At 71.8% G+C, this 24049-nt stretch carries 22 protein-coding genes and 1 tRNA gene; 17 read left to right on the forward strand and 6 right to left on the reverse strand.

Annotated features, from left to right (window positions below; genetic code table 11):
• The first annotated feature begins 109 nt into the window (after positions 1-109).
• Positions 110-1273, forward strand: coding sequence for a glutamate--cysteine ligase 2 (locus ACZ6CV_RS14430; RefSeq protein ID WP_469251107.1), 1164 nt, complete (start codon positions 110-112; stop codon positions 1271-1273).
• 136 nt (positions 1274-1409) lie between these two features.
• A complete protein-coding gene (locus tag ACZ6CV_RS14435; RefSeq protein WP_469251108.1) occupies positions 1410-1904 on the forward strand; it encodes a DUF5709 domain-containing protein in 495 nt (164 codons plus the stop codon).
• Between the two features lie 60 nt (positions 1905-1964).
• On the opposite strand, the gene ACZ6CV_RS14440 is transcribed toward ACZ6CV_RS14435, so the two are convergent.
• Positions 1965-2273: a hypothetical protein gene (locus tag ACZ6CV_RS14440; RefSeq protein ID WP_469251109.1), complete on the reverse strand. Its 309-nt coding sequence runs from the start codon at positions 2271-2273 to the stop codon at positions 1965-1967.
• A gap of 125 nt (positions 2274-2398) precedes the next feature.
• On the opposite strand from ACZ6CV_RS14440, the gene ACZ6CV_RS14445 reads away from it, so the two are divergent.
• The 4 genes from ACZ6CV_RS14445 (at position 2399) to ACZ6CV_RS14460 (ending at position 5106) form a co-directional block, all read left to right on the forward strand.
• Positions 2399-3229 carry an SDR family oxidoreductase gene (locus ACZ6CV_RS14445; RefSeq protein WP_469251110.1) on the forward strand — a complete coding sequence of 277 codons (831 nt, stop codon included), beginning with the start codon at positions 2399-2401 and terminating at the stop codon, positions 3227-3229.
• Positions 3230-3410: 181 nt separating this feature from the next.
• Positions 3411-4097, forward strand: coding sequence for a nucleotidyltransferase family protein (locus tag ACZ6CV_RS14450; protein ID WP_388666073.1), 687 nt, complete (start codon positions 3411-3413; stop codon positions 4095-4097).
• Positions 4094-4348 carry a hypothetical protein gene (locus tag ACZ6CV_RS14455; RefSeq protein WP_362361372.1) on the forward strand — a complete coding sequence of 85 codons (255 nt, stop codon included), beginning with the start codon at positions 4094-4096 and terminating at the stop codon, positions 4346-4348. The genes ACZ6CV_RS14450 and ACZ6CV_RS14455 overlap by 4 nt, the downstream gene beginning before the upstream one ends.
• Complete coding sequence (locus ACZ6CV_RS14460) at positions 4345-5106, forward strand: metallophosphoesterase family protein (RefSeq protein WP_362361370.1); 762 nt, start codon at positions 4345-4347, stop codon at positions 5104-5106. The genes ACZ6CV_RS14455 and ACZ6CV_RS14460 overlap by 4 nt, the downstream gene beginning before the upstream one ends.
• Positions 5107-5171: 65 nt before the next feature.
• Here ACZ6CV_RS14460 and ACZ6CV_RS14465 read toward each other — a convergent pair whose 3' ends face one another.
• Complete coding sequence (locus tag ACZ6CV_RS14465; protein WP_469251467.1) at positions 5172-6026, reverse strand: GntR family transcriptional regulator; 855 nt, start codon at positions 6024-6026, stop codon at positions 5172-5174.
• A 236-nt stretch (positions 6027-6262) separates the two neighbouring features.
• On the opposite strand from ACZ6CV_RS14465, the gene ACZ6CV_RS14470 reads away from it, so the two are divergent.
• The 7 genes from ACZ6CV_RS14470 to ACZ6CV_RS14500 all read left to right on the forward strand — a co-directional run bounded on the left by ACZ6CV_RS14470 (position 6263) and on the right by ACZ6CV_RS14500 (position 14757).
• The gene (locus ACZ6CV_RS14470; protein ID WP_469251111.1) at positions 6263-7531 is read left to right on the forward strand and encodes an extracellular solute-binding protein; all 1269 of its coding nucleotides are present in this window, start codon (positions 6263-6265) and stop codon (positions 7529-7531) included.
• Between the two features lie 26 nt (positions 7532-7557).
• A complete protein-coding gene (locus tag ACZ6CV_RS14475) occupies positions 7558-8526 on the forward strand; it encodes a carbohydrate ABC transporter permease (protein ID WP_469251112.1) in 969 nt (322 codons plus the stop codon).
• Complete coding sequence (locus ACZ6CV_RS14480) at positions 8523-9359, forward strand: carbohydrate ABC transporter permease (protein WP_469251113.1); 837 nt, start codon at positions 8523-8525, stop codon at positions 9357-9359. The genes ACZ6CV_RS14475 and ACZ6CV_RS14480 overlap by 4 nt, the downstream gene beginning before the upstream one ends.
• Positions 9360-9439: 80 nt before the next feature.
• Positions 9440-11047 carry a beta-N-acetylhexosaminidase gene (locus ACZ6CV_RS14485; protein WP_469251114.1) on the forward strand — a complete coding sequence of 536 codons (1608 nt, stop codon included), beginning with the start codon at positions 9440-9442 and terminating at the stop codon, positions 11045-11047.
• Positions 11048-11142: 95 nt separating this feature from the next.
• Complete coding sequence (locus ACZ6CV_RS14490; protein ID WP_469251115.1) at positions 11143-12594, forward strand: cellulose binding domain-containing protein; 1452 nt, start codon at positions 11143-11145, stop codon at positions 12592-12594.
• A gap of 82 nt (positions 12595-12676) precedes the next feature.
• Entirely contained in the window at positions 12677-13588 is a 912-nt protein-coding gene (locus tag ACZ6CV_RS14495) for an endonuclease/exonuclease/phosphatase family protein (protein WP_469251116.1), read from the forward strand.
• Between the two features lie 32 nt (positions 13589-13620).
• The gene (locus ACZ6CV_RS14500) at positions 13621-14757 is read left to right on the forward strand and encodes an ABC transporter substrate-binding protein (protein ID WP_469251117.1); all 1137 of its coding nucleotides are present in this window, start codon (positions 13621-13623) and stop codon (positions 14755-14757) included.
• 42 nt (positions 14758-14799) lie between these two features.
• On the opposite strand, the gene ACZ6CV_RS14505 is transcribed toward ACZ6CV_RS14500, so the two are convergent.
• Positions 14800-15300, reverse strand: coding sequence for a pyridoxamine 5'-phosphate oxidase family protein (locus tag ACZ6CV_RS14505; RefSeq protein ID WP_469251469.1), 501 nt, complete (start codon positions 15298-15300; stop codon positions 14800-14802).
• Positions 15301-15466: 166 nt separating this feature from the next.
• On the opposite strand from ACZ6CV_RS14505, the gene ACZ6CV_RS14510 reads away from it, so the two are divergent.
• Both ACZ6CV_RS14510 and ACZ6CV_RS14515 read left to right on the forward strand, forming a co-directional pair.
• Entirely contained in the window at positions 15467-17065 is a 1599-nt protein-coding gene (locus ACZ6CV_RS14510; RefSeq protein ID WP_469251119.1) for an APC family permease, read from the forward strand.
• Between the two features lie 150 nt (positions 17066-17215).
• Positions 17216-18415: a PP2C family protein-serine/threonine phosphatase gene (locus tag ACZ6CV_RS14515; RefSeq protein WP_469251121.1), complete on the forward strand. Its 1200-nt coding sequence runs from the start codon at positions 17216-17218 to the stop codon at positions 18413-18415.
• 115 nt (positions 18416-18530) lie between these two features.
• Here the strand turns inward: ACZ6CV_RS14515 and ACZ6CV_RS14520 are convergent.
• Positions 18531-18604, reverse strand: a tRNA-Pro gene (locus ACZ6CV_RS14520).
• Positions 18605-18711: 107 nt separating this feature from the next.
• Between ACZ6CV_RS14520 and ACZ6CV_RS14525 the strand changes: the two genes are divergently transcribed.
• Both ACZ6CV_RS14525 and ACZ6CV_RS14530 read left to right on the forward strand, forming a co-directional pair.
• A complete protein-coding gene (locus ACZ6CV_RS14525) occupies positions 18712-19251 on the forward strand; it encodes a DUF309 domain-containing protein (protein WP_469251122.1) in 540 nt (179 codons plus the stop codon).
• Positions 19252-19481: 230 nt separating this feature from the next.
• Complete coding sequence (locus ACZ6CV_RS14530; protein ID WP_469251123.1) at positions 19482-21581, forward strand: MDR family MFS transporter; 2100 nt, start codon at positions 19482-19484, stop codon at positions 21579-21581.
• A 16-nt stretch (positions 21582-21597) separates the two neighbouring features.
• Here ACZ6CV_RS14530 and ACZ6CV_RS14535 read toward each other — a convergent pair whose 3' ends face one another.
• Together ACZ6CV_RS14535 and ACZ6CV_RS14540 are read right to left on the reverse strand one after the other, a co-directional pair.
• Positions 21598-22389 carry a sulfite exporter TauE/SafE family protein gene (locus ACZ6CV_RS14535; RefSeq protein ID WP_469251124.1) on the reverse strand — a complete coding sequence of 264 codons (792 nt, stop codon included), beginning with the start codon at positions 22387-22389 and terminating at the stop codon, positions 21598-21600.
• 10 nt (positions 22390-22399) lie between these two features.
• A complete protein-coding gene (locus ACZ6CV_RS14540) occupies positions 22400-23917 on the reverse strand; it encodes a long-chain-fatty-acid--CoA ligase (protein WP_469251125.1) in 1518 nt (505 codons plus the stop codon).
• Positions 23918-24049: the final 132 nt, after the last annotated feature.

A 24049-nucleotide genomic window follows, 5' to 3' on the forward strand; every position in this document is an offset into this window, starting at 1 on the left:
GCCGAATCGCCTCCGCTGAAACCTCCGACGGTTCGCGCGCCACCGGACGGCTGCGGACGCCGTGCCGGGGTATCCGGAGTACCACAGTCACGGACAGAGAGGCACTCCTTTGCGCACCGTAGGAGTGGAGGAAGAACTCCTCCTGATCGACCGCAACAGCGGGGAGCCGCGGGCCCTTTCCTCGGCGGTCCTGGCCCGGGCGGCCAAGGACACCGCGGAGAAGGCGGAGCAAGCGGAGAACGATGAGAACACGGAGACCGGGAAGCAGGACTGCGACTACCGCGAGCCCGAGGACGAGGCGTTCGAGAAGGAACTCCACGGCCAGCAGCTCGAATTCGCCACCCAGCCCCGGGAGAGCATGTCCGACCTCACGGACGAGGTGATCCGGTGGCGCGCGGACGCGGCCCGGCACGCCGGTGACGTGGGCGCCGCCGTCGCCGCCCTGGCCACCTCTCCCCTGCCCGTCAGCCCGTCGGTCAACACGGGGCAGCGCTTCCAGTGGATGGAGGAGCAGTTCGGGCTGACCACCCAGGAGCAGCTGACCTGCGGCTGCCACGTCCATGTGGCGGTCGGGTCGGACGAGGAGGGCGTGGCCGTCATCGACCGCATCCGCCCCTGGCTCCCGGTCCTGGTGGCGCTGAGCTCCAACTCGCCCTTCTGGCAGGGGCACGACAGTCTGTACAGCAGTTACCGCAGCCGGGTGTGGGGCCGCTGGCCGATGGCGGGCCCGACGGAGATCTTCGGCTCTGCCGAGCGGTACGAGCAGCAGGTGCAGGACATGGTCGCCACCGGAGTGCTGCGCGACCGGGGCATGGTCTATTTCGACGCCCGGCTCTCCCACCGCTACCCCACCGTGGAGGTCCGGGTCGCCGACGTCTGCCTGGAGGCCTCGACCACCATCCTGATCGCGGCCCTCACCCGGGGCCTGGTCGAGACGGCGGCGCGCGAGTGGCGTGCGGGCCGGCCGCCCGCCCCGCACGGCATCGCGCTGCTCCGCCTGGCCGCCTGGCGGGCCGCCCGCTCCGGCCTCGACGACGTGCTGCTCCATCCGGTGACCATGCGCCCCACGCCGAGCGGCGAGGTGGTGCAGGCGCTCCTCGATCACGTACGGGAGGCCCTGGAGGACTCCGGCGACCTCGACCTGGTCCGCACCACCGCCGCCCACCTGCTGAAGGGCGGCAACGGCGCGCGCGTCCAGCGGGACATCCTGGAACGGACGGGAAGCCTGGGCGACGTGGTCACGGAGTGTGTGCGCCGCACCCAGGCGGCGTAAAAAGCCGGCACCGGGCACGCGCGCGACCGTCATCGGGGAGATCGTTTGGAAGCGTGTGTCGCGGGCACACCGATGGACCGGCGCGCCGTCGGCAGTGGCGGGCGCGCCGATCCCCGACCCCGAGCGCGAGGTAGTCATGAGCGACCAGAACATGGCGGACGACGCCTACCAGCCCACCGGCGGCAACGAGGAGCAGGAGGACGCCGCGCCGCTCGACCTCCAGGACGCGGTGGACGAGCGCACCTACGACGACATGCTCGACGAGGGCTACTCGCCGCCCGAGAAGCCGCTGGGCGTGACCAAGACCGGCACCACGGCGGCCGAGCAGCACGAGGGCGAGTCGCTGGACGAGCGGCTGCGGCAGGAGGTGCCGGACACGGGCCAGGCCGACGGCGACGGCGACGGCGTCGGCGACCTGCCGGACGGCGAGGGCGAGCCCGTGGATCCGGAGGCCGGCGCGGAGCGCGCGGGCCGTCTGGTGGCTCCGGACGAGGGCGCCCACGAGGACACCACCAAGGAGGCCGTCGCCACGGACGAGGGCATCGACGGCGGCGCGGCGGGCGCAGAGGAGGCGGCAATGCACGTCGTCTCCGACGAGGACCTGCCGCCGGCCTCCGACGGCCGGGACTGACGTGTCCGCGGCCAAGGGCCGGGCCTGCCGGACCGCCCCGTGGGCGTCCGGCGGCCCGGCTCACGGCCGGGGGTTCACCCGCCGCCAGGAGGGCCGCGCGTCGTCCCCGCGCCGTCCGGCCACGGACGCGCACCGCCGGCACAGCACCTGGACGCGGTCCGCCGCGCCACCGGACTCCGGGATGACGTCCGTCCACGGCACGTGCGGGAAACGCCTGAGCTGCGACCGGTGCAGGGAGAGTCCGCAGACGCTCTCGTTGCGGCCGGGCTCCCAGGCGTGCGCCTCGCCGGCGGGCAGCCTGCCGCCGCCGTCCTCCTCGTCGACCCACTGACCGGACGCGGCCACCGCGTATCGCGTGGACCGGACCATCGGGACCACCTCCCACCGCTCGTGCCGGCCCTTCCCACGCTAGGCGGACCGACGCGCGTACGCGCCCGCCAGGACCGCTACGAGAACCCATTCCCCACCCGGAAGCGCCCCCTCAGGAGGCCCCCATGACCGCCCCCACCCCCGCCTCGTCCGCGTCGACCGCCTCCCGTACCGGAGTGGCCGTCGTCACCGGCGCCGACTCCGGCATCGGCCGGGCCACGGCCGTCCGGCTCGCCGAGGCCGGCATGGACGTCGGGATCACCTGGCACAGCGACGAGGAGGGCGCCCGCGAGACGGCCGAGGAGGTGGAACGGCACGGGCGGCGCGCCGCCGTCGCCCGGATGGACCTGACCCGGCTGCCCGACGCGGCGGACGCCGTCGACGATCTCGCCGAGCGCCTCGGCCGCATCGACGTCCTGGTCAACAACGCGGGCACCGGCACGGCCACCCCGTTCCTCGACCTGACCCACTCCGACGTGCAGCGCGTCGTCGACGTGGACCTCATCGGCCCGTTCCTGTGCGGGCAGCGCGCCGCGCGCCGCATGATCCGGCAGGGCGACGGCGGCCGCATCGTCAACGTCACCTCGGTGCACGAGCACCAGCCCCGGGTGGGCGCGGCCCCCTACTGCGCGGCCAAGGGCGGCCTCGGGCTGCTCACCCAGGTCATGGCCCTGGAACTCGCCGAGCACGGGATCACCGTCAACGCGGTCGCGCCGGGCGAGATCGCCACGCCGATGACCGGGCAGGAGGACACGGACGTACGAGGCGTGCGGCGCCCCGGCATTCCGCTCGGCCGCCCCGGTGACGCCCGGGAGATCGCCGCCGTCATCGCCTTCCTCGCCGGGCCCGACTCCTCGTACGTGACCGGCGCGTCCTGGGTCGCCGACGGCGGGATGGTCCGGATGGGGCCACAGGCCGGTTCGCACCTGGAGAGCGACGCGTGGCGGCGGCCATGAGGGGGCCGCGCGAAGAGGTGACGCGGTACGGCCTGCGGTATAAGGGAAGTCCGGCATAAGGGGAATCCGCCCGTGTCGAACCCCGCGGCCCGGGTACCGGTGGTACCTGGAACAGGGATCGACGGAGACCGGCGCGCCGCACGGTCGTGCGGACGGCCGGCGGCCGGAAACGGAGCAGCAGGTGACGCCGAACGCAGAAGGCACCACTCCCGACGCACACAAGCCGGTCACGGAGCTGCGTCCGGCCGGCGTGGCGACCGGGGGTTCCCCGCACCACGAGATGTGCGCCGACGAGCTTCCACCCGACCTCAACCAGGCCATCCTGGAGGCGACCAAGCAGGTCGCCGCCATCCTCAAGCGGCGCGAGCACGACTTCGCCCTCGCCGGCAGCGTCGCCGTCTACGCGCACGGCGGCACCGGCAACCTCCAGCACGACGCCGACTTCTGCATCAAACCCGAGGACGCCGAAGCGGTCGCGGCGTCGCTGGAGGAGGCCGGCCTTCCGGTCTACGCGCCGCCCGAGGACTGGCTCCTGAAGGCCAAGTGCCTGGGCCAGGACATCGACCTCATCTTCCGGCTCGCCTCCCGCCCGGTCTCCACGGAGCTTCTCGAGCGGGCCACCCAGCTGCCGGTGGACTCGGTGCACATGCCGGTCCTCTCGCCGACCGACCTGGTGCGCTCGCTGCTCGCCGCGTTCTCCGAGCACCACTGCGACTTCGGCGCCGTGCTGCCGATCGCCCGGCAGCTGCGCGAGATGGTCGACTGGGAGGCGCTGCGCGACGAGTACGGCGACACCCCGATGCCCGCCGCCTTCCTCTTCCTGCTCGAACGCCTGGAAGTCATCGCCCCGCGAGGAGGAGACCGATGAACGACCACGCCAACGTCGAGTACCGCATCGCGCACCTGCAGGACCGCCTCGCCGCCGAGGAACTCGGCGAGCTGGGCATCCGCATCGAGGCCCGCGGTTCGTCCGTGGCGGTCGTGGGGACCGTGCCCACCGCGCAGTGCCGCGAACAGCTCCTGCGCACCGTGCACGAGGAACTGGCCGAACAGACCGTCCACTTCGATGTCGCGGTGGCCGACGCCTCCGCCCCGGACCACCCGGAGGAAGTGACATGATCCGCATCGCGGCCGTGGGGGACATCCACATGGGGCTGGACAGCCAGGGGGTGTTCCGCCCCGCCTTCGAGACGCTCGACGACTGCGCGGACCTGCTCCTGCTCGCCGGCGACCTCACCCGGCACGGCACCCCGGAGGAGGCGCGGGTGGTCGCCCGCGAGGTCAGCGCTCTGCCGGTGCCCGTCGTCGCGGTGCTCGGCAACCACGACCACCACGACGAACGGCCCGACGAGGTCACCGCCGTGCTCCGTGACGCGGGCGTGCGCGTCCTCGAAGGTGAGGGCACGGTCGTCGAGGTCGGCGGGGCCCGCGTGGGCGTGGCGGGCACCAAGGGGTTCGGCGGCGGGTTCGTCGGCCGCTGCGGCAGCGAGTTCGGCGAGCGGATGATGAAGGACTTCATCCGCTACACCCGGCGCTGCGCCGACGGCCTGCGGACGTCCCTGGAAGAGCTCGCCGAGCAGGGTTGCGGCACGCGGGTGGCGCTCACCCACTTCGCGCCCGTGCCGGACACCCTCGCGGGCGAGCCCCTGGAGATCTACCCGTTCCTCGGCAGCTATCTGCTGGCGGAGGCCGTCGACGCGGCGGGCGCGAACCTGGCCGTGCACGGCCACGCCCACGCGGGCACCGAACACGGCATGACCAGCGGCGGCGTCCCGGTGCGCAATGTCGCCCAGCCCGTCATCCGCAAGGCGTTCAACGTGTACCACCTCAAGGAGCACAGCCCGGCGGAGGTGACGACCGCGGCCAGCGGCGGTTGACCGACGGTGCACGCCCGGCCCAGTGCGGGTCAGGGGGCGTGCTGGGCTCCAGGGGCCTGCTGGGCTCAAGGGGCCTGCTGGACGTCGCCCCGGGTGGAGGAGGCGACGGTGTCGCGGTGCGCGAAGTCGCCCGGCGGGATCCCCGGGTGGTGGCCGGGCAGCGGTGCGGCGGCGGTCGCGGCGGGGCCGAGGGTGAGCCGGGAGACGATGCGGTAGCGGTCGCCGCGGTAGAGGGAGTGCACGTACTCGACGGGCACTCCGTCCGTGTCCGAGGTGAGCCGTTCGAAGAGCAGCGCGGGTGACAGCTCCGGCACGTCCAGGAGCTCCGCCTCGGCCCGGGTCACCACGGTCGGCTCGATGGCCTGTACGGCTTCGCGCACGTGAACGTCGTGGTGTTCGCGCAGGTGCTCGTAGAGGTCGCCGTTCTCCAGCTCTTGGGCGCTCAGGCCCGGCACCAGGTCGGCGCGGATGTGCAGGTGCTCGATGGCCATCGGCGCCCCGTCGACGAGGCGGAGCCTGGCCACGTAGACGATCTCGGCGGCGGGCGAGAGGCGCAGCTTGCGGCCGACGCGGGCGCCCGCCTGGATCGTGGTGAACTCCAGGAGGCGGCTGGTCCAGGCGCCGGCGGCCTGCGGCACCGTCAACGCCTGTTCGCGGGCGACCAGTTCCTGGGTGATCTTCTGCTGGGCGACGAACATGCCGCGCCCGTGTTCGCGGACGAGAAGGCCCGCGGCGACGAGTTCGTCCACGGCCGCGCGCAGCGTCGGGCGGGAGACGCCGAGGGCCGCGCAGAGGGCGCGCTCGGAGGGGATGGGATCGCCGGGGCGCTGTGACTCGATGAGGTCGAGGATGTGGTCGCGGACCCGCTCCCGCTTGAGCACCGCCCCCGGTGGCCGCTCCGTCGCCCCGGTACCCCCCAGCCGCGCGTCCTGCGTGCCGGCGTCGACCGCCCCCTGCACGTCGGCGTTCACCGCCCACCCCCTCGCCCCGTAAGACCAGTTGCCTGACCAGTTGACCACACGAGTCCGGAGAGCGACAACTGACCAGCATTTACAGGGGGGTTGACGCCTTCATTGGTCCATGCCACCTTTCTCCATCACCAGAGGTCACCTGACCAGTCAGCCAACTGGTCAGGTCCGACTCCCAGAGGTGACCCGTGAAGCTCCGCTTGCTCGCCGGCCTGTCCGCGTTCGTCGCGGCCGCCGGGCTCAGTGCCTGCAGTTCCGGCTCCGGCGACGGGGTGTCCGGGGACGGCGGGCGGACCACCATCGACGTGTGGCTGATGCGCGACAGCGTCTCCACCGCGTTCCAGAAGCAGTTCGAGAGGGCCTTCGAGGCGGCACACCAGGACATCGACGTACGGGTGCAGATCCAGGAGTGGGACGGCATCGGCGAGAAGGTCACCGCCGCGCTGGCCAGCAACGACGCGCCGGACGTGATCGAGACCGGGAACACCCAGGTCGCCCAGTTCGCCCAGAGCGGCGGCCTGTGGGACCTGAGCGACAAGGTGGACGACCTCGGCGGCCGCCACTGGCTGAAGGGCCTCGCCGAACCGGGCACGTACGACGGCAAGCAGTACGGCATCCCGTACTACGCGGCGAACCGCGTCGTCATCTACCGCAAGGACCTCTTCGCGAAGGCCGGCGTCGACGCCCGGGCGATCAAGACGCGCGCCCAGTGGATCGCGGCGACGAAGAAGCTCGACAAGGGTGACCGGCAGGGGATCTATCTGCCCGGCCAGAACTGGTACACCCTCTCCGGCTTCATCTGGGACGAGGGCGGCGACCTCGCCGAGAAGACCGGTGGCGAGTGGCGCGGCACGCTCGACACGCCCGAGGCCCTGCGCGCGATGGCCTTCTACGAGAAGCTGCAGGCGCTCGGCAAGGGCCCCAAGGACTCCGACGAGGCGCAGCCGCCCCAGCACGAGGTGATGGCGAAGGGGCAGGTCGCCCAGATCATCAACACACCCGGCGGTGCCAACGTCATCGAGCAGAACAACCCTGCCCTGAAGGGCAAGTTGGGCTTCTTCCCGATCCCGGGCAAGACGGCCGGCACGCCCGGCACGGTCTTCACCGGCGGCTCCGACCTGGTGATCCCCACGGTCTCCGGGCACCGCGACGCCGCGTACACGTTCGTCAAGGAACTGACGGGCGACGCCTGGCAGAAGAAGCTCGCCGTCGCGATGAGCTACGTGCCCAACAAGACGACACTCGCCGGTGCCGTCGCCAAGGACCCCGGCGCGTCCGCGATGGCGGTCGGCGCGGCCGTCGGGCATGCCACGCCGAACACCCCGGGCTGGGCGGCCGTCGAGGCCAAGAACCCGGTCAAGGACTACATGACGGCCGTCCTGACCGGCGGGGACCCGGCGCACGAGGCCCAGAAGGCCTCCGACGCCATCACCTCCGCGATGAAGTCCGGATCCTGACCTCCGCCTTGAAGGGAGTGAGCGCCGTGTCGGTCGTCCGCGAGCGGACCGTACCCCGCCCCCTCACCCGGCCGCCCCGGGGCCCCACCCGGCGGACCCGCCGCGCCACCGGTTCCGGACCGTGGCCCTACCTCCTGGTGGCGCCCGCCCTCCTGGGCATGCTGTACCTGCTGCTCTACCCGCTGGCCCGCACCGTCCTGATCTCCTTCCAGGACTTCGAGCTGCGCCAACTCATCCTGGGCGACGCGCGGTTCACCGGTTTCGACAACTACTCGACACTGCTCTCCGACCCGCGCTTCTGGACGGTGGTGCGCCGCACCTTCCTCTTCATGGCGGTCGACGTCGTGCTGATCATGGTGCTTTCGACGCTGGTGGCCCTGATGCTGGAGCGGCTCGGCAGGATCTGGCGGACGGCGGTGCTCAGCGCGCTGGTGCTGGCCTGGGCCATGCCGGTGGTCGCGGCCACGACGGTCTTCCAGTGGCTGTTCCACTCCGAGTTCGGGATCGTCAACCACGCGCTCACCGGCCTCGGGTTCACCTCGTTCGACGGCTACCCCTGGCTGGCGCACGGGACGGCCGCCTTCGCGATCCTGGTGACGCTGGTGGTGTGGCAGTCGGTGCCGTTCGCCGCGATCACCCTGTACTCGGCGCTCACCACGGTGCCGGGCGAGCTGTACGAGGCCGCGCGCATCGACGGCGCCTCCGCCGCGCGCGTCTTCCGGTCGGTCACCCTGCCGATCGTGCGGCCGATCTTCATGCTGGTGCTGTCCCTCGAGGTCATCTGGACGTTCAAGGCCTTCGTGCAGATCTGGGTGATGACGCGCGGCGGCCCCGGCGACGCCACGACCATCCTGCCGGTCTACGCGGTCCAGACGGCGCTGTCGGGCCAGCACTACGACCTCGGCTCCGCGGCCTCCATCGTGACGGTGCTGCTGATGTCGGGCGTACTCGTCCTCTACTTCCGGCAGATGTTCCGACAGGAGGCCGAGCTGTGACGTCCCCGCGTGCCCTGCGCCGGCTGCCGCTGCACCTCGGCGCCGCGCTCACCGTGGTCCTCTGCCTCTTCCCCGTCTACTGGATGGTCACCACGGCCTTCAAGCCGTCCCGGGACATCCAGTCGGAGCATCCGCGCCTGCTCCCGCGGAGCTGGACGCTCGACCACTTCCGGCGGGCGATCGAGGCGGACGGGTTCGGCCTGTTCTGGCGCAACAGCGTCCTCGTCACACTCGGCGCGGTGGCGCTCTCGCTGCTCGTGGCGCTCGGGGCGTCGTTCGCCGTGGCCCGGATGCGGTGGCGGGGGCGGCGGCAGTTCATGCTCATGGTGTTCGTCGCGCAGATGGCCCCGTGGGAGTCGCTGATCATCCCCGTGTACATCATCGCGCGGGACACCGACATGCTGGACAGGCTGCCGACGCTGACGCTCGTCTACTTCATGATGACGCTGCCGTTCACGATCGTCGTCCTGCGCGGCTTCCTCGCGACGATCCCCCCGGAGCTGGAGGAGTCCGCGCAGGTGGACGGCTGCACCCGGCTCGGCGCCTTCCGCCATGTGGCGTTCCCGCTCCTCGCGCCCGGCCTGATGGCGACGTCGCTGTTCGGCTACATCACGGCGTGGAACGAGTTCGCGTACGCCAACTTCCTGATCATCAAGCAGCAGGACCACCGGACGCTGCCGGTGTGGCTGTCCTCGTTCCACAACACGTTCGGCACCGACTGGGGCGCCACGATGGCCGCCTCCACCCTGTTCGCGCTGCCCGCCCTCGTCATCTTCCTGCTGCTGCAGCGGCATGTGACGTCGGGGTTCGCGGCCGGCGCGGTGAAGGGCTGACCCGCCCGAGGCTCGCCCCGCACCCCCCTGGACCGACCCGCCACCCCGGGCCACCCCGCCCGCTTCCCTGGAGGTCCGCAGTGCCCGCACACCGCCCCGCACCGGTCCCGCATCCCACGCAACTCTCCTGGCGCCCCGGTCACTTCACCCTGGACGCCACGACGACGGTCCGGGCGACCTCCGGCGCCCGCCCCGCCCTGGAGCTGCTCCGCACCCTGCTCGCCGCGGCCACCGGACTGCCCCTGCTCCCTTCGCCCGCAGGGCAGTTGGTGCTGGCGCTCGACCCCCAGTTGCGCGGTCTCCGCGAAGAGGGGTACGGCCTGACGGTGGGACCCGACGCACTCCTCCTGCGCGCCGCCCACCTCACGGGCCTGTTGCGCGGCGTCCAGACGGTCCGTCAACTCCTGCCCGTGCAGGTGCTGTCGGACCGGCCACAGCCGGACACGCCGTGGGAGCTGCCGTGCGTCGAGATCACCGACGTGCCGCAGAGCGCCTGGCGGGGCTTCATGCTCGATGTGGCCCGGCACTTCCAACCGGTGGGTGTGCTGCGGAGATACGTGGACCTGCTCGCCCTGCACAAGATGAACGTGCTGCATCTGCATCTGACCGACGACCAGGGCTGGCGGATGCCGATCGCCGCCTACCCCCGCCTCACCGAGGTCGGCGGGCGGCGCGCCGAGTCGATGGTGGGCCCGGCGGGCGCGGCCCGCGGCACGGGTGACCTCGCCTTCGACGGTGTCCCGCACCAAGGCGCGTACACCCGGGCCGAGTTGACGGACCTGGTCACGTATGCCGCCGCGCGCGGCGTGACGGTGATGCCGGAGATAGAGATGCCGGGCCACGTCCGCGCCGCCCTCGCCGCCTACCCAGAGTTCGGGAACACTCCGGGGCGACGGCTCGGCGTCTGGACCCGCTGGGGCGTGTGCGACACCGTCCTCGGGGTCGGCGACCCGGTGCTCGACTTCTGCCGCACCGTCCTCGACGAGGTCCTCGACGTCTTCCCATCGCCGCACGTGCACATCGGCGGCGACGAGTGCCCCACCACGGAGTGGGCGGCCAGCCCCGCGGCGCGTGCCCGGGCCGCCGCCGAGAGCCTCCCGGACACCGGCGCGCTGCGCGAATGGTTCCTCGGCCGCATCGGGGCGCACCTCATCGAGCGCGGGCGCACTCCGACGGCCTGGGCGGAGACCGGCGAGGGCCTTCCGCCGGAGTTCACGGTGATGACGTGGCGCGACCCCGAGCACACCCGGATCGCACTGAAACGGGGCCACGCGGTCGTCAGCTGCCACCACCGGGCCGCCTACCTCGACTACCCGCAGTCCCACGCGCCGAGCGAGCCGCCGGGGCAGCCGGGCGCGGTGGTGGACCTGCGCTCGGTGCACGCACACGAGGCGGGGTACGGCCCGTACACCACCGAAAGCATCGGCAGGTCGGACTGCGTGGGCACACCCGATCCCCCCGGCCAACTCCTCGGCCTGCAGGCCCAGTTGTGGACGGAGTTCGCCCCCACCGCCGACCACGTCGACTACCTCACCTTCCCCCGCCTGTGCGCCCTGGCCGACCGCGCCTGGCACGGTGCCGCGCCCTGGCCCGGTGTGCACGCCCGGCTCCGGGCCCACGCCGCCCGGCTCGCCGCCCTCGGCCTGCGGCACGGCCCGCTCGACGACCCGTACTCCCCCGCGCCGTAAGCCTCACCCGCCCCGTAAGCCTCACTCGCACCGGAAGCCTCCCTCATACCGGAAACCCCACGTCCCCTCCCCCACCGTTCCGGAAAGGAACAGCCATGAGAAGGACGCACCCCACCGGATCGCGCACGCCGTCGGCATCGGCCGCGAAGCGCTCCCTCACGGCCGCCGTCGCCCTGGCGCTCGGCTGCGCGGGTCTCGTCGCGGTCCCGTCGCACGCCGCCGCGGCCACGGGCGATCTGACCATCCAGTACCACGCGGGCGCCACCGGAAGCGACCAGGCCGAGCCCTGGCTGAAGGTGAAGAACACCGGCAACACCTCCGTCGCCCTCAGCGGCGTCAAGGTCCGCTACTACTTCAAGTCGGACGCGGGCTCCCCGAGTTACCGCTTCGCGTGCTCCTGGGCGGTCAAGGGGTGCGCCAACGTCACCGGTACCTTCGGCACCCTCGCCCACCCGACCACCACCGCCGACCGCTACCTGGAGATCGGCTTCACCTCCGGCGCGGGATCCCTCGCCGCCGGCGCCGACACCGGCGACCTGCAGTTGCGCTTCCACCGCGCCGACTGGCAGGCCCTGAACCAGGCCGACGACTACTCCTTCGGCGCCGCGCAGTCGGCGTACGCGAACTGGTCCAAGGTCACCGCCCGGCTCGACGGTGCGACGGTCTGGGGCACGGCGCCCGAGGGCAACGACCCGACCGACCCCACGGATCCGACCGACCCGACCGACCCGCCCGGCGCCGGGGCCACCCTCTTCGACGACTTCACCTACACCGCGTACGACGACCCGAAGATCTCGGCGCACGGCTGGAACGTCCGCTCCAACTCCGGTGGCCCCGGCGTGCCCGGCGCGACATGGGTGCCGCAGAACGTGACGTTCCCTTCGTCGGGCGGCAGCACCGTGATGAACCTGGAGACGTCCACGGCAGGCACCGGCGCGAGCACCGAGCAGACGGAGGTGCTCACCAAGGCGATGAAGTTCAGGAACGGCACCTACGCGGCGCGCGTGAAGTTCAGCGACGCGCCCCGCGGCGGGCCCGACGGCGACCACCTGGTGCAGACGTTCTTCACCATCAACGACCTCAAGGCACCGATGGCCGACGACTACGCCGAGTACGACTTCGAGTATCTGCCCAACGGCGGCTGGGGCGAGCAGTCGAACATCCTGTACACGACGTCTTGGGAGACCTACAACCCGGACCCGTGGCAGGCCGTCAACCAGCACACGGAGAGCAGGCAGAGCTACGCGGGCTGGCACGACCTGGTGGTGACCATCGACAACAGCTCCATCCGCTACTACGTGGACGGGCAGTCGTTCGGCACGCATGACGCGGCGTACCTCCCGGAGCGGCCGATGTCGATCAACTTCAACCAGTGGCTGATCGACCTGGCCGGTCAGTCGAGCACCACGCCCCGCTCGTACGACCAACAGGTGGACTACGTCCTGCACGTCAAGGACCAGGTGCTGACCCCGGCGCAGGTGTCGACGAAGATCGCCGGCTACCGGGCGGCGGGCACGGCCTTCGAGGACACCATCCCGTCGCCGTGACCCCGTAACCTCGTGCACGCACACGTCGAGAGACGATGTGCGTGCACGAGGCGGGTCGGAGAAGCGGTACGTCGGGGAGGCGATGGTGCTCGGACGGAGCACGGGGTTGCTCGCGGGCGCCATGGCGGTGGCGTGCCTGCTGCTGCTCGGTCCCAGCGCGCCGAGCGGCGCGCTCTACGGCAGAACGCTGCCCGCCGAGGCGGTCAGGGACATCGTGCCGAACCGCGTCATGACGTGGAACATCTGCAACCCGTGCGAGGAGAACAACGTCGGCCGCGCGGCGGAGATCGCCCGCTACGCACCGCAGGTCATCGGCCTTCAAGAGGCGTGCGTACGCGACGTCGAGCGGATCCGGGACTATCTGGAGCAGCTCTACGGCCTCGTCTACCACGTCGAGTACGGGTCGGTTCTGCGCAATTGGGGCCGCTGCGGCGGCTGGCCGTGGAGTCCGGGAGGCTTCGGCCAGGCGCTCCTCTCGGCGGCGCCGATGACCGACCGCGTCCTGGTGGAGTATCCCGACGGCGGCTCCGAGGACCGCGGCTACCTGGCGGTCACCACGTCGGTGGGCGGCCGGCCGACCCGGGTCTTCAACACCCACCTCGCCCAACGACAGCAGGCGCCGGTCCGGGCCGGGCAGGTCCGGGTACTGGCCGCGGAGGTCGCCCGCCACGACCGCGCGGTCGCCCTCGGCGACTTCAACGCGGTGCCGTACTCCCCTGAACTCGCGCCGATGTGGGCCCTGTCGTCGGGTGCGGCGCCCGGCTGCCGGCCCGGATCGGCAGACGCGGACGGAAGCGACGTGAAGGGCGACACCGGCGGCACGGGAGAGGGCGCCTGTGAGCCGACCACCGACTGGCAGAGCACGTTCGACTACGTGTTCCTGCGGGGCCTCACCCCGCTCAGGCACCACGTGCGACCCTCCCCGTACTCGGACCACCACCCGCTCTACGCGGACGTGACGACCTCGGCGGACCGGTCGACGGCCCGCGAATAACCGTTTGCCCGCCGGTGACGCGGACGGATGCAATGTCCGCCATGGTCACCGAAGAGCGCAGTGCGTCGTCAACACCTCCCGGAGCAGGTCGGGACGACGGGTCGCCCGTCAGGATCGGCGCACTCGTCCCTCTGACGCGGCCCGGCTGGGTCGGCGCGGGGCAGCACCTGCTCGCCGGGCTCGAACTGGCCGTACGCGAGGTCAATGCCGAGGGTGGGATCGCCGGAAGGCCGCTGGAGCTGGTGGTACGGGACACCGCCGCCGACCCCGACCGGGCCACGGCGGCCGTAGACGAACTGGCGGACCTGGGCGTCGCCGCCCTGGCCGGCGAGTACCACAGCGTCGTGGCCCGCTCCGTCGCCACCCGCGCCGACGCGCTCGGACTGCCCTACCTCTGCTCGTCGGCCGTGCTGGACACCCTCACCGACCGGCCAACCGACTGGGTCGCGCGCCTCTCCCCGCCGCAGTCGCGCGGCTGGCGGACGTACGCGGACTTCCTCGTCGGAGCAGGCCACCGCCACGTCGCCGTGGCGACCCAGCCGAGCGTCTACTGGGCGGCCGGCACGCGGATCCTCCGGGACCATCTCACCGCACGCCGCGGCAGCGTCGTCGAGATCGACCTGAGCGAGACGTCCCCCGCGGACCTGTGCGACCAACTCGCCGACCAGAGCGCCACGGTCCTCCTGCTGCTGGCCGGCCACCCGGAGCCTGCCGTTCCGATCGTCACGTCGGTCCGCCGCGACCCTCGCCTCGCCGACCTCCTGATCGGCGCGCCGGCCGGACAGCCGGAGCTCGCCGAGTGGGACACGCTCCTGGGGGACGACGGCGCCGCGGTGCCGTTCCTGCGCTATCTGCCGGAGCGCCTGACGCCGCTCGGCACGCGCGTCGAGAGCGTATTGCGCGAGCGGCTGGGAGGGACGCCGTCCTTCGTCGCCTTCGAGGGGTACGACACGGTCGCCGTCCTGGCCGACGTGCTGCGCTCGCACGGCACGGACCGGGCGCGCACCGCCGGGGCCTGGCCGGACGTGGCCGTCGACGGCACCCGCGGGCGGATCAGCTTCTCCCGCGAGCCGGGCATCGACGTCTGGCAGTGGGCCCGGCCCCCGATCCAGGTGGTCGACCGCGATCCGGCGGAACGCGGGCGCTTCCGGGTCCTCCACACCGGCTGAGGGAGGCGCGCACACCGGGTGGCGGCCTGACCGGCCCGCCGCTCACCCGCGCCGACGCTCCTCCCGCCGCTGGATCAGCTCCTCGACCGCGCTCGGCAGCGTCGTCTCGAAGTCGATCAGCTTCGCCCACGTGGGCGTCACGACGATCCGGACCATGCCGTCGGTGTAGAGCGAGCGGATCTCCGCCTCCCACTCGACCCGCTGCTCGGGCGTCATCTCATACGTGCTGGTCGACTGGAGGTACTCGTCCGGGATGCCGTCGACGGGGTCGAGCTCCGCCCGGCCGCGGATGAGCAGGATCTTGGGCGGGTGCGACTCGGTGTCGATCGTCAGCGCGACCATCGGATTCGCGCGCAGCGAGGGGAGCTTCGGGGAGTTCTTCGGTGTGCACACGACGATCGTCGAGCCGTTCCAGGCGAAGATGATCGGAATGTTGCGCGGTGTACCGTCCTTGGCGACGTAGGCCATGCGGACCACGTCGCGCGCAAGAAGCTCCTGGCTGGTCGGCCGGTTGAGGACCTCGCTGATCTCGTTGGCGTCCACGGTGTGCCTCCCGTTGTCGGTGCCGTTGTCGGTGCCGTTCTCGTCCCACTCGTACACCGGGGACGGAACCGACGCCGTGTTCTCGACATCGGGCCGTGTTCTCGACATCGGCACCACGTGACACCCTGACCTCCGAGTGTCCGTGATCGTCGAGGAGGTGTGCCACGTGGCGCAACAGCAGCCGCGGGAGACCACCGGTGCCCCGGATGTCCGCGCCGAGGAGAGCAGGCTGCGCAAGGACCTCGGATTCTGGGGGCTCACCGCGATCGGCTTCTCCAACATCCTCGGCTCGGGCTGGCTGTTCGCCGCCATGTACGCCGCCCAGACCGCGGGACCCGCCGCGCTGCTCTCCTGGGTCGCGGCCGGCCTGCTCTGCGCGCTGGTGGCCCTGGTCATGGTCGAACTCGGCGCCACCAGGCCGGAAGGCGGTGGCACGGTCCGCTGGCCGTTGTACGCGAACGGCCGGCTTGTCGGCACCGTCGTCGGCTGGTCCGTCCTGCTCTCCGTGGGCGGCACCGCGGCGGAGATCAGCGCGATCATGCAGTACGCCGCGCACTACGTGCCCGGCCTCTACCGCGGCGGCACCCTCACCGCGTCGGGCCTGGGTGTCGCGGCCGCGCTGAGCGTGCTGCTCACCGCACTGAACTGGTTCGCGGTGCGGATGTTCGCGCGCGTCAACAACCTGGTCTCGGTGTTCAAGGTCGTCGTCCCGGTGCTCACGGTGGTCGCCTTGTTCCTGTCCGGCACCCACTCGGGCCGCCTCACGGACCACGGCGGATTCGCCCCGTACGGCTACGCGGCCTGCCTCACCGCGCTGGCCGGGGGCGGCATCGTGTACTCGGTGAACGGGTTCCAGGCCCCGCTCGACTTCTCCGGGGAAGCGCGCAATCCGCGCCGCAACGTGCCCGCCGCCGTCCTCACGGGAATCGGCCTCGCGGTCCTCGTCTACCTCGGGCTCCAACTCGCCTATCTGTACACGGTGCCCGACACGCTGCTCACCCACGGCTGGCAGGGCGTCAACTTCGAGTCGCCGTTCGGTCAGCTCGCCCTCGTGCTCAACCTGCACTGGCTCGCCACCCTGCTCTACGCCGACGCGGTGGTCTCCCCGGGCGGCTCCGCCTACGTGGGCGTCGCGATCGACGCCCGCCACACCTACGCCCTCTCGAAGAACGGACTGCTGCCCCGCTTCTTCATGCGCATCGATCCCCGTTCCGGCATCGCGCGGCGCGCCCTGGTCCTCAACCTCGCGGTCATCATCGTGTTCATGCTGCCGTTCGGCGGCTGGCAGGACATCGTGAGCGTGATGGGGGACATGTACCTGATCGTCTACGCCACCTCGGCGGTGGCCGTGGCGTCCTTCCGGGCCCACGACCGGGAGCGTGGCGTGCTCCACGCGGACGGCCGCATGCCGGGGGTCCACTGGATCGCCCCGGTCAGCTTCGCCGTGGCGACCGAGTTCGTCTACTGGTCGGGCTGGGACGACCTGCGCCTCGCCCTGCCCCTCGTCCTCGCCGGTGTCCCGCTGTTCTGGCTGCAACGGCGGAAGGCGGCGGACAGCGCCCCGGCCGCGGAGCTGCGCCAGGGCGCCTGGCTCGTGTTCCACCTGGCGGCGCTGACCCTGCTGTCGTGGCTCGGCACGTTCGGCGGCTCGGGACATCTGCCGGCGCCGTACGACTCCGTCGTGGTGGGCGCCGTCGCCTTCGCGGTCTTCGGATGGGCGGTGCGTTCGGGCGCCGCCCACCTCCGCACGAACCCCGCCTACTAGGCGCTCGACCGCGTCCGGGCACCGGGGCCGCCGCGCTGCGCCGTATGGACCCCGAGTTTCCCGGCGCCCCATGAGTCCCTCCGCCCGTCGGTGATGACGGACGGAAAGTGCGGGAAGGAGATCACGGAACGGAACTGAAGGAGGCCACCCATGGCGCACGACCGAGTCGGACTGGCCGCGATCCTCGCGGCCGCGGAGGACGCCGCACCGGCGGCGTCCCTCGATGTGGTGGCGCGGGATCTCCGGGACCGTTTCAGGGCGGAGTACGTCTCGTTCCTGTTCGTCGACATCGTCGGCCGCCAGATGGTGCGGGTCAGCGAAGAGGGCCAGGTGCCGCGTGCCGGCCACGCGGAACAGATCCCTCTGGCCGGCAGCGACTACGACGAGGTGCTGCGCAGTCAGAAGCTGGTGCAGTACCCCGCCGGCCCGAGGGGTCATCACGTGATCGCGCCGGTCACCAACCGGGGCGACACCATCGGTGTCCTCGAGCTGTACCTCCCCCACGTCTCACCGGACACCCTGGAGCAGGTGGAGGAGACCGCGCACGCCCTGGCGTACATCGTCGTCACCGACCGCCGCTTCACCGACCGCTATTTCTGGGGCCAGCGCTCCATTCCGGTCAGTCTGGCAGCCGAGATCCAGCGCCAGCTCCTTCCCTCGGCACCCTCCTGCGAGGCCGCCGAGTTCACCTTGGCCGCGGCGCTGCTGCCCGCCAACCACATCGCGGGTGACACCTACGACTACGCCCTCGACCACGACACCCTGCACCTGTCGATCACCGACGCCATGGGCCACGACGTGAACGCGGCGCTCATGGCCACCCTGCTGGTCAACGCCTCCCGCGGAGCCCGCCGCACCGGACACGACCTGGCCGAACAGGCCCGCCAGACCCACCAGGCCCTCCTCGACCACGGCCGCCGCACCCTGGCCACCGGCCAGCTGCTGCGCGTCTCCCTGGACGGCAGCGGCGCCCAACTCGTCAACGCCGGCCACCCCCGGCCGCTGCGCCTGCGCGCCGGCACGGTCGATGAAGTCGACCTCATCGCCAACCTTCCCTTCGGCGTCCCCTCCCCCACCCCCCACCGGGTCGAGAACCTCGACCTGCGCCCCGGCGACCGGCTCCTCCTCTTCACCGACGGCGTGCAGGACCGCCGGGCCCAGGACGTCGACCTGTCGGCCCTGCTCCGCGACACCGCCGACGAACACCCCCGTGAGGTCGTACGGATGATGACCACCGCGGTCTCCGACGCCTGCGACGGCGACCTCGTCGACGACGCCACCCTCATGTGTCTGGACTGGCACGGCGCCCACCCCGAAGGCCGCCACTCCCGAGCCGGCGCCAACAGCTAGCGCCCGGCTCTGACGGCGTGGTCGTGTTCCCGGTCGCGCCGGCACGTCCTGGAAACGATCGAGGGGCCGTTTCAGATCTCTCTGAAACGGCCCCTCGATCAACGACTCTCACGAGTCGGGACGACAGGATTTGAACCTGCGACCCCTTGACCCCCAGTCAAGTGCGCTACCAAGCTGCGCCACGTCCCGGTGTGTTCTGTGCGGTGCCCCGCGTGATCACAGGTAGAACTCTACCCCACACCGAAGGGTGCTCCGTTCTCCGGTGACCGCCGTCAGGCACGCGCGACAATCGGCGTATGAGCACTGCACCCGAACCGCACGACCCCGGCCGTGAGCGGGACCGCGACGAGGAAGGGCGGGCGCGTAACCAGCGGCCCCGCGACGGACTCGGCCGGCCGTTGCCCTACGGCTCCGACGGCGTTCCCCGGCAGCCCGAGGGTCTCGTCCGCGCCCCGGAGGAGTCCGTCGCCGAGGCGCAGGCGCTGCTGGACGCCGGGCGGCCCTTCCACGCGCACGAGGTCTTCGAGGACGCCTGGAAGTCCGGGCCCGAGACGGAGCGCGGCCTGTGGAAGGGCCTGGCCCAGCTCGCCGTCGGGCTCACGCATTCGGCCCGCGGCAACACCACGGGCGGGGCGCGGCTGCTGCTGCGCGGGGCCGGGGCGGTCTCGGCGTGGAGCGCGGAGTCCGGGCAGGAGCGGCCGTACGGGATGGACCTCGCGGAACTGGTCGCGTGGGCGGAGGCGTTGGCGGAGCTCCTGGGGCGGGAGGGCGCCTCGGTGGACGCGGCGGCCCACGCGCCGCGGCTGCGGGGTGGCTCGGCGGGCCGGGACCGGTAGCGCAGCGGGGGCGGGGTGGCTCGGCGGGCCGAGACCGGTAGCGCAGCGAGGGCGGGGTGGCTCGGCGGGCCGAGACCGGTAGCGCAGCGAGGGCGGGGTGGCTCGGCGGGCCGAGACCGGTAGCGCAGCGGGGGCGGGGCGCGGTCAGGCGGAGGGCGCGCCTCCCGTTCCGTCACCGAACCGGCCTCGCCCCGCATGCACACGCCCGGCGCCGGTGTGAGGGTGGCCGTGTGACCACCACCGATCAGCCGGCCGCGTCCGCTCCCGTCGAGGCCCAGGCGCCGCCCGTCCTCGACCGGCGGCGGCGCAACGTCGTCTTCGTGACGATCATGCTGGGCATGCTGCTCGCCGCCCTCGACCAGACCATCGTCGGCACCGCGCTGCCGACGATCGTGTCGGACCTGGGCGGGGCGGAGCACATGTCGTGGGTGGTCACCTCGTATCTGCTGGCGGAGACCGTGGCCACGGTCCTGGTCGGCAAATTCGGTGACCTGTTCGGGCGCAAGGTCGTCTTCCAGCTGTCGGCGGTCATCTTCATCACCGGCTCCTTCCTGTGCGGTCTGTCGACGAACATGACGCTCCTCATCGCCTGGCGGGCGATGCAGGGCATCGGCGCGGGCGGGCTCATGGTCACGTCCATGGCGCTGATCGCCGACGTCATCCCGCTGCGCGAGCGCGGCAAGTACCAGGGCGCGATCGGCGCGGTCTTCGGGGTGTCCACGGTGATCGGGCCGCTGCTCGGCGGTCTGTTCACGGACCATCTGACCTGGCGCTGGGCGTTCTACGTCAACGTGCCCATCGCGATCGTCGTGGTCATCGCCGCGGCCCGTACGATCCCCGTGGTGAAGTCCGCCCTGCGGCCCGTCATCGACTATCTGGGCATCGCGCTCGTCGCGGTGGGCGCGAGTGCGCTGATCCTGGCGACGAGTTGGGGCGGCAACCAGTACGCGTGGGGGTCGCCGACCATCATCGGCCTCTTCGTCGGCGGTCTGGTCGCCCTGGCGCTGTTCTGTGTCGTCGAGACGCGGGCGGCCGAACCGATGCTGCCGATGCGGCTGTTCGCGAACCCCGTCTTCACGGTCTGCTCGATCCTCAGCTTCATCGTGGGGTTCGCGATGCTCGGCGCGATGACGTTCCTGCCGACGTATCTCCAGTACGTCGACGGGGACTCGGCGACCATTTCGGGCGTGCGGACGCTGCCCATGGTCATCGGGCTGCTCATCGCGTCGGTCTTCAGCGGCAACGTGGTCAGCAAGACCGGCACGTACCGCATCTTCCCGATCGTCGGCGCGCTGGTGATGGCCCTCGGGCTCTATCTGCTCTCACTGATGGGCAGCGCGACCAGCACCTGGCTGGAGTCGCTGTACATGTTCGTGCTCGGCACCGGCATCGGGCTGTGCATGCAGGTCCTGACGATCGCCGTGCAGAACACCGTCCCGTACTCCGACCTGGGCACCGCGACGTCGGGCGTGACCTTCTTCCGTACGCTGGGCAGCTCGTTCGGCACGGCCGTGTTCGGGACCATCTACGCCAACACCCTCGCGCCCAACCTCAAGGACGGGGTGGCCGAGGCGACCCGGGCGAGCGGCGGTGATCCGGCCGCGATCGGCCGGGCGGCGCAGAACCCGGGCGGGGTGCACGAGTTGCCCGCGGCGGCTTCGGGGCCGATCGTCGAGGCGTACGCGGACACCCTGCACACCGTCTTCCTGTGGACCGTCCCCGTCGCCCTCGTCGGGTTCCTGGTGGCGCTCTTCCTCAAGCAGGTCCAGTTGCGCGACAGCGCCCGCATGGGCGCGCCGGACATGGGCGAGGGCTTCGCGCAGCCGATGAGCGGCGACTCCGGTCATCTCCTGGAGCGCGGCGTGGCGCACATCATCCGCAACGTCGGCATGAACACGGCGCGCGGCATCATCCGCGGCTCGGACACCCGCCTGGACATCGCGGGGGCCTGGGCGGTCATGCAGGTCTCGCTCTTCACCCGGATGGTCGGGCACGCCAGCCTCGGGCTGATCGCGGCCCGGCACCGGATCCCGCCCGAGGTGCTGGTACCCGTCTTCGACCGCATGACGGACGAGGGGTATCTGACCCGCACGGGCACGTACTTCTCGCACACGCCCGCCGGGGAGCGCGAGGCGGAGGTCATCTCCCGGGCCTGGGCCTCCTGGCTGGGCGAGGAGATCGAGAAGGACCTGGGAAAGCCTCCGGACGAGGAGTTGGTGGCGGCGGTCGACGTGATCGCGAAGCGGCTCCTGGCGGAGGACCTGGAACACGGCCTGACACCGGAGACGCTCTCCCCGGACTTGGCGGGCGCATCGGTGGCCGGACGCTGAGTTCCGGCCGGGGCTGTCACCGCAGGAGCAGTTGGAGGCCGCCCAGGATCGTTGCTGCGATCACCAGGCGTTCGAAGAGTCGCTGGTTGATGTGGTGCACCGTGTGCTTGCCCACGAGTGCGCCCGGCACCACGAAGAGCGTCAGGAGTGCGTCCAGGGCCAGTGAGTGGGCGTCGATCAGGCCGAGGCCCACGCTGAACGGCACCTTCGACGCGTTGACGATCAGGAAGAACCAGGCGGACGTGCCCAGGAAGCCCAGTTTTTTAAAGCCCGCCGAGAGCAGATACATCGACATCACCGGGCCGCCCGCGTTGGCGACCATCGTGGTGAAGCCGCCGAGTACGCCGTAGGAAGGGGCCTTGAGGCGGCTTGCCGGAGGGGGTTCGGGGAGCTCATGGGCGGCCTCCGTACGCGCCGTCGCTCTGCGGCGGGCCACCGTGACGCCCGCCATCAGGAGCAGGATCGCGCCGATGGACGTACGGACCACCGCGTCGTCGGCCCACGTCAGGAAGAGCGTGCCGATGACCACTCCCCCGGCGACCGCCGGGAACAGCCGCCACAGGGTGGGCCAGTGGGCGTGTCTGCGGTACGTGAGCACCGCCAGGACGTCGCCCGCGATGAGGACGGGGAGCAGGACGCCGGTCGACGCGCGGGCCGGCAGGACGGCGGCGAAGACCGCGAGGCTGATCGTGTTCGCCCCGCTGACGGCCGTCTTCGAGAAGCCGACCAGCATCGCCGCCGCGGCGAGCGCGGCGAACTGGCCGGCCGACAGGTCCCACGCGTCCCACACATCCCGTACACCCCACATACGGGCATTCTCACGCGCCGTAGTGGGCGCGCAGTTCCCGTTTGAGGACCTTCATGCTGGGGCCGAGCGGGAACGCGTCGATGAACTCGACGAGCCGGGGGTACTTGTGGCGGCCGAGGTGCTCCTTGGACCACGCGATGATCTCGCCCGCCGTCTCGGGCGTGGCCTCGGCGGCCGGGACGACCACCGCGCACACCTCCTCGCCGTGCACGGGGTCGGGCAGGCCGATCACCGCGGTCTGGGCGACGGCCGGGTGGCGCATCAGGACCTCCTCGACCTCGCGCGGGTAGACGTTGAAGCCTCCGCGGATGATGACGTCCTTCTTGCGGTCGACGATGGTCAGGAAGCCGTCGGCGTCCTTGGTGCCGAGGTCGCCGCTGCGGAACCAGCCGTCGACCAGGGCCTCGGCGCTCGCCTCGGGGCGGCCCAGATAGCCGGAGAAGACGTTGTGGCCGCGGACGACGACCTCGCCGAGTTCGCCGGTCGGCAGCAGTTCGACGCGGTCCTCGACGTCCGCGCGGGCGATCTCCACGTCGACGCCCCACGGCGGATGGCCGACGCTGCCGGGCCTGGTGCCGAAGTCGGGCTGGTTGACGGCGGCGGTCGGGGAGGTCTCGGAGAGCCCGTACCCCTCGTAGACCGGGGTGCCGAAGGCCTTCTCGAACCGTTCGAGGACGGCGACGGGCAGCGAGGCGCCGCCCGAGATGCAGATGCGCAGCCGGGGCAGACGCTCGGCGGCCTCGGCCGCGGCGGCCAGCCCCACGTACATGGTGGGCACGCCGTGGAAGGTGTTGACCTCCTCCTCGACCATCAGCTCGATGGCCCGCGCGGCGTCGAAGCGCGGCAGCAGGACCAGCGTCGCGCCGGCCCGCCACGTCGAGTTCATGGAGACGGTCTGGCCGAAGGCGTGGAAGAGCGGAAGCGCGCCGAGCGCGATGTCGTCGGGGCGCACGTCGTTGGCGTCGAAGGCGTTGACCGTCGCGTTCATCACCAGGTTGAAGTGGCTGAGCACGGCGCCCTTGGGGACGCCCGTGGTGCCGCTGGTGTAGAAGACGACGGCCGGGTCGTCGGCGTTGCGGGTGGCGTACGAGGCGAGGGGCTCGGTGGCGCGGGCCAGCGCCTCCAGCTCGCCCTCGTCGCCGAGGCGCACCATGCGCACCCCCGCGGCCTCGGCGGCGGCCGCGCCCGTCGCCGCCTGGGCGGGGTGGCAGAGCAGCAGGGTCGCGCCGCTGTCCCGCAGGACGTGTTCGACCTCGTCCGCGGAGAGCAGCAGATGGACGGGGACGACGACGCCACCGGCGGCGAGGATCGCGAAGTAGGCGCGGGGGAACTCCGCGGTGTTGGGGGCCATCATGGCGACGCGGTCCCCGGGCCGCACACCGAGCTGTGCGAGGGCGGCTCCCTGGGCGCGGGCCTGGTGCCACAACTCCCGGAAGGACAGCCGCAGATCGCCCTCGACGAGCGCGATGCGGTCCGGGTGGCGGCGGGCGGGCTCGGCGAGGATCGCGGCGAGGGAGAGCGTGGCCATGAGGGAGGGTGCTCCGTTTCCGTGGGCTTGCGGTGGATCACATTCCGGAGGGGGTTTGCGGTGCGGCACGTCGTTCCTGACGGTGGCGGCGCGCACTCGCCGCCGCCGTCAGATCGCGCCGCCGCCTCGGCG

This window comes from Streptomyces sp. NPDC041713 (assembly GCF_055591085.1).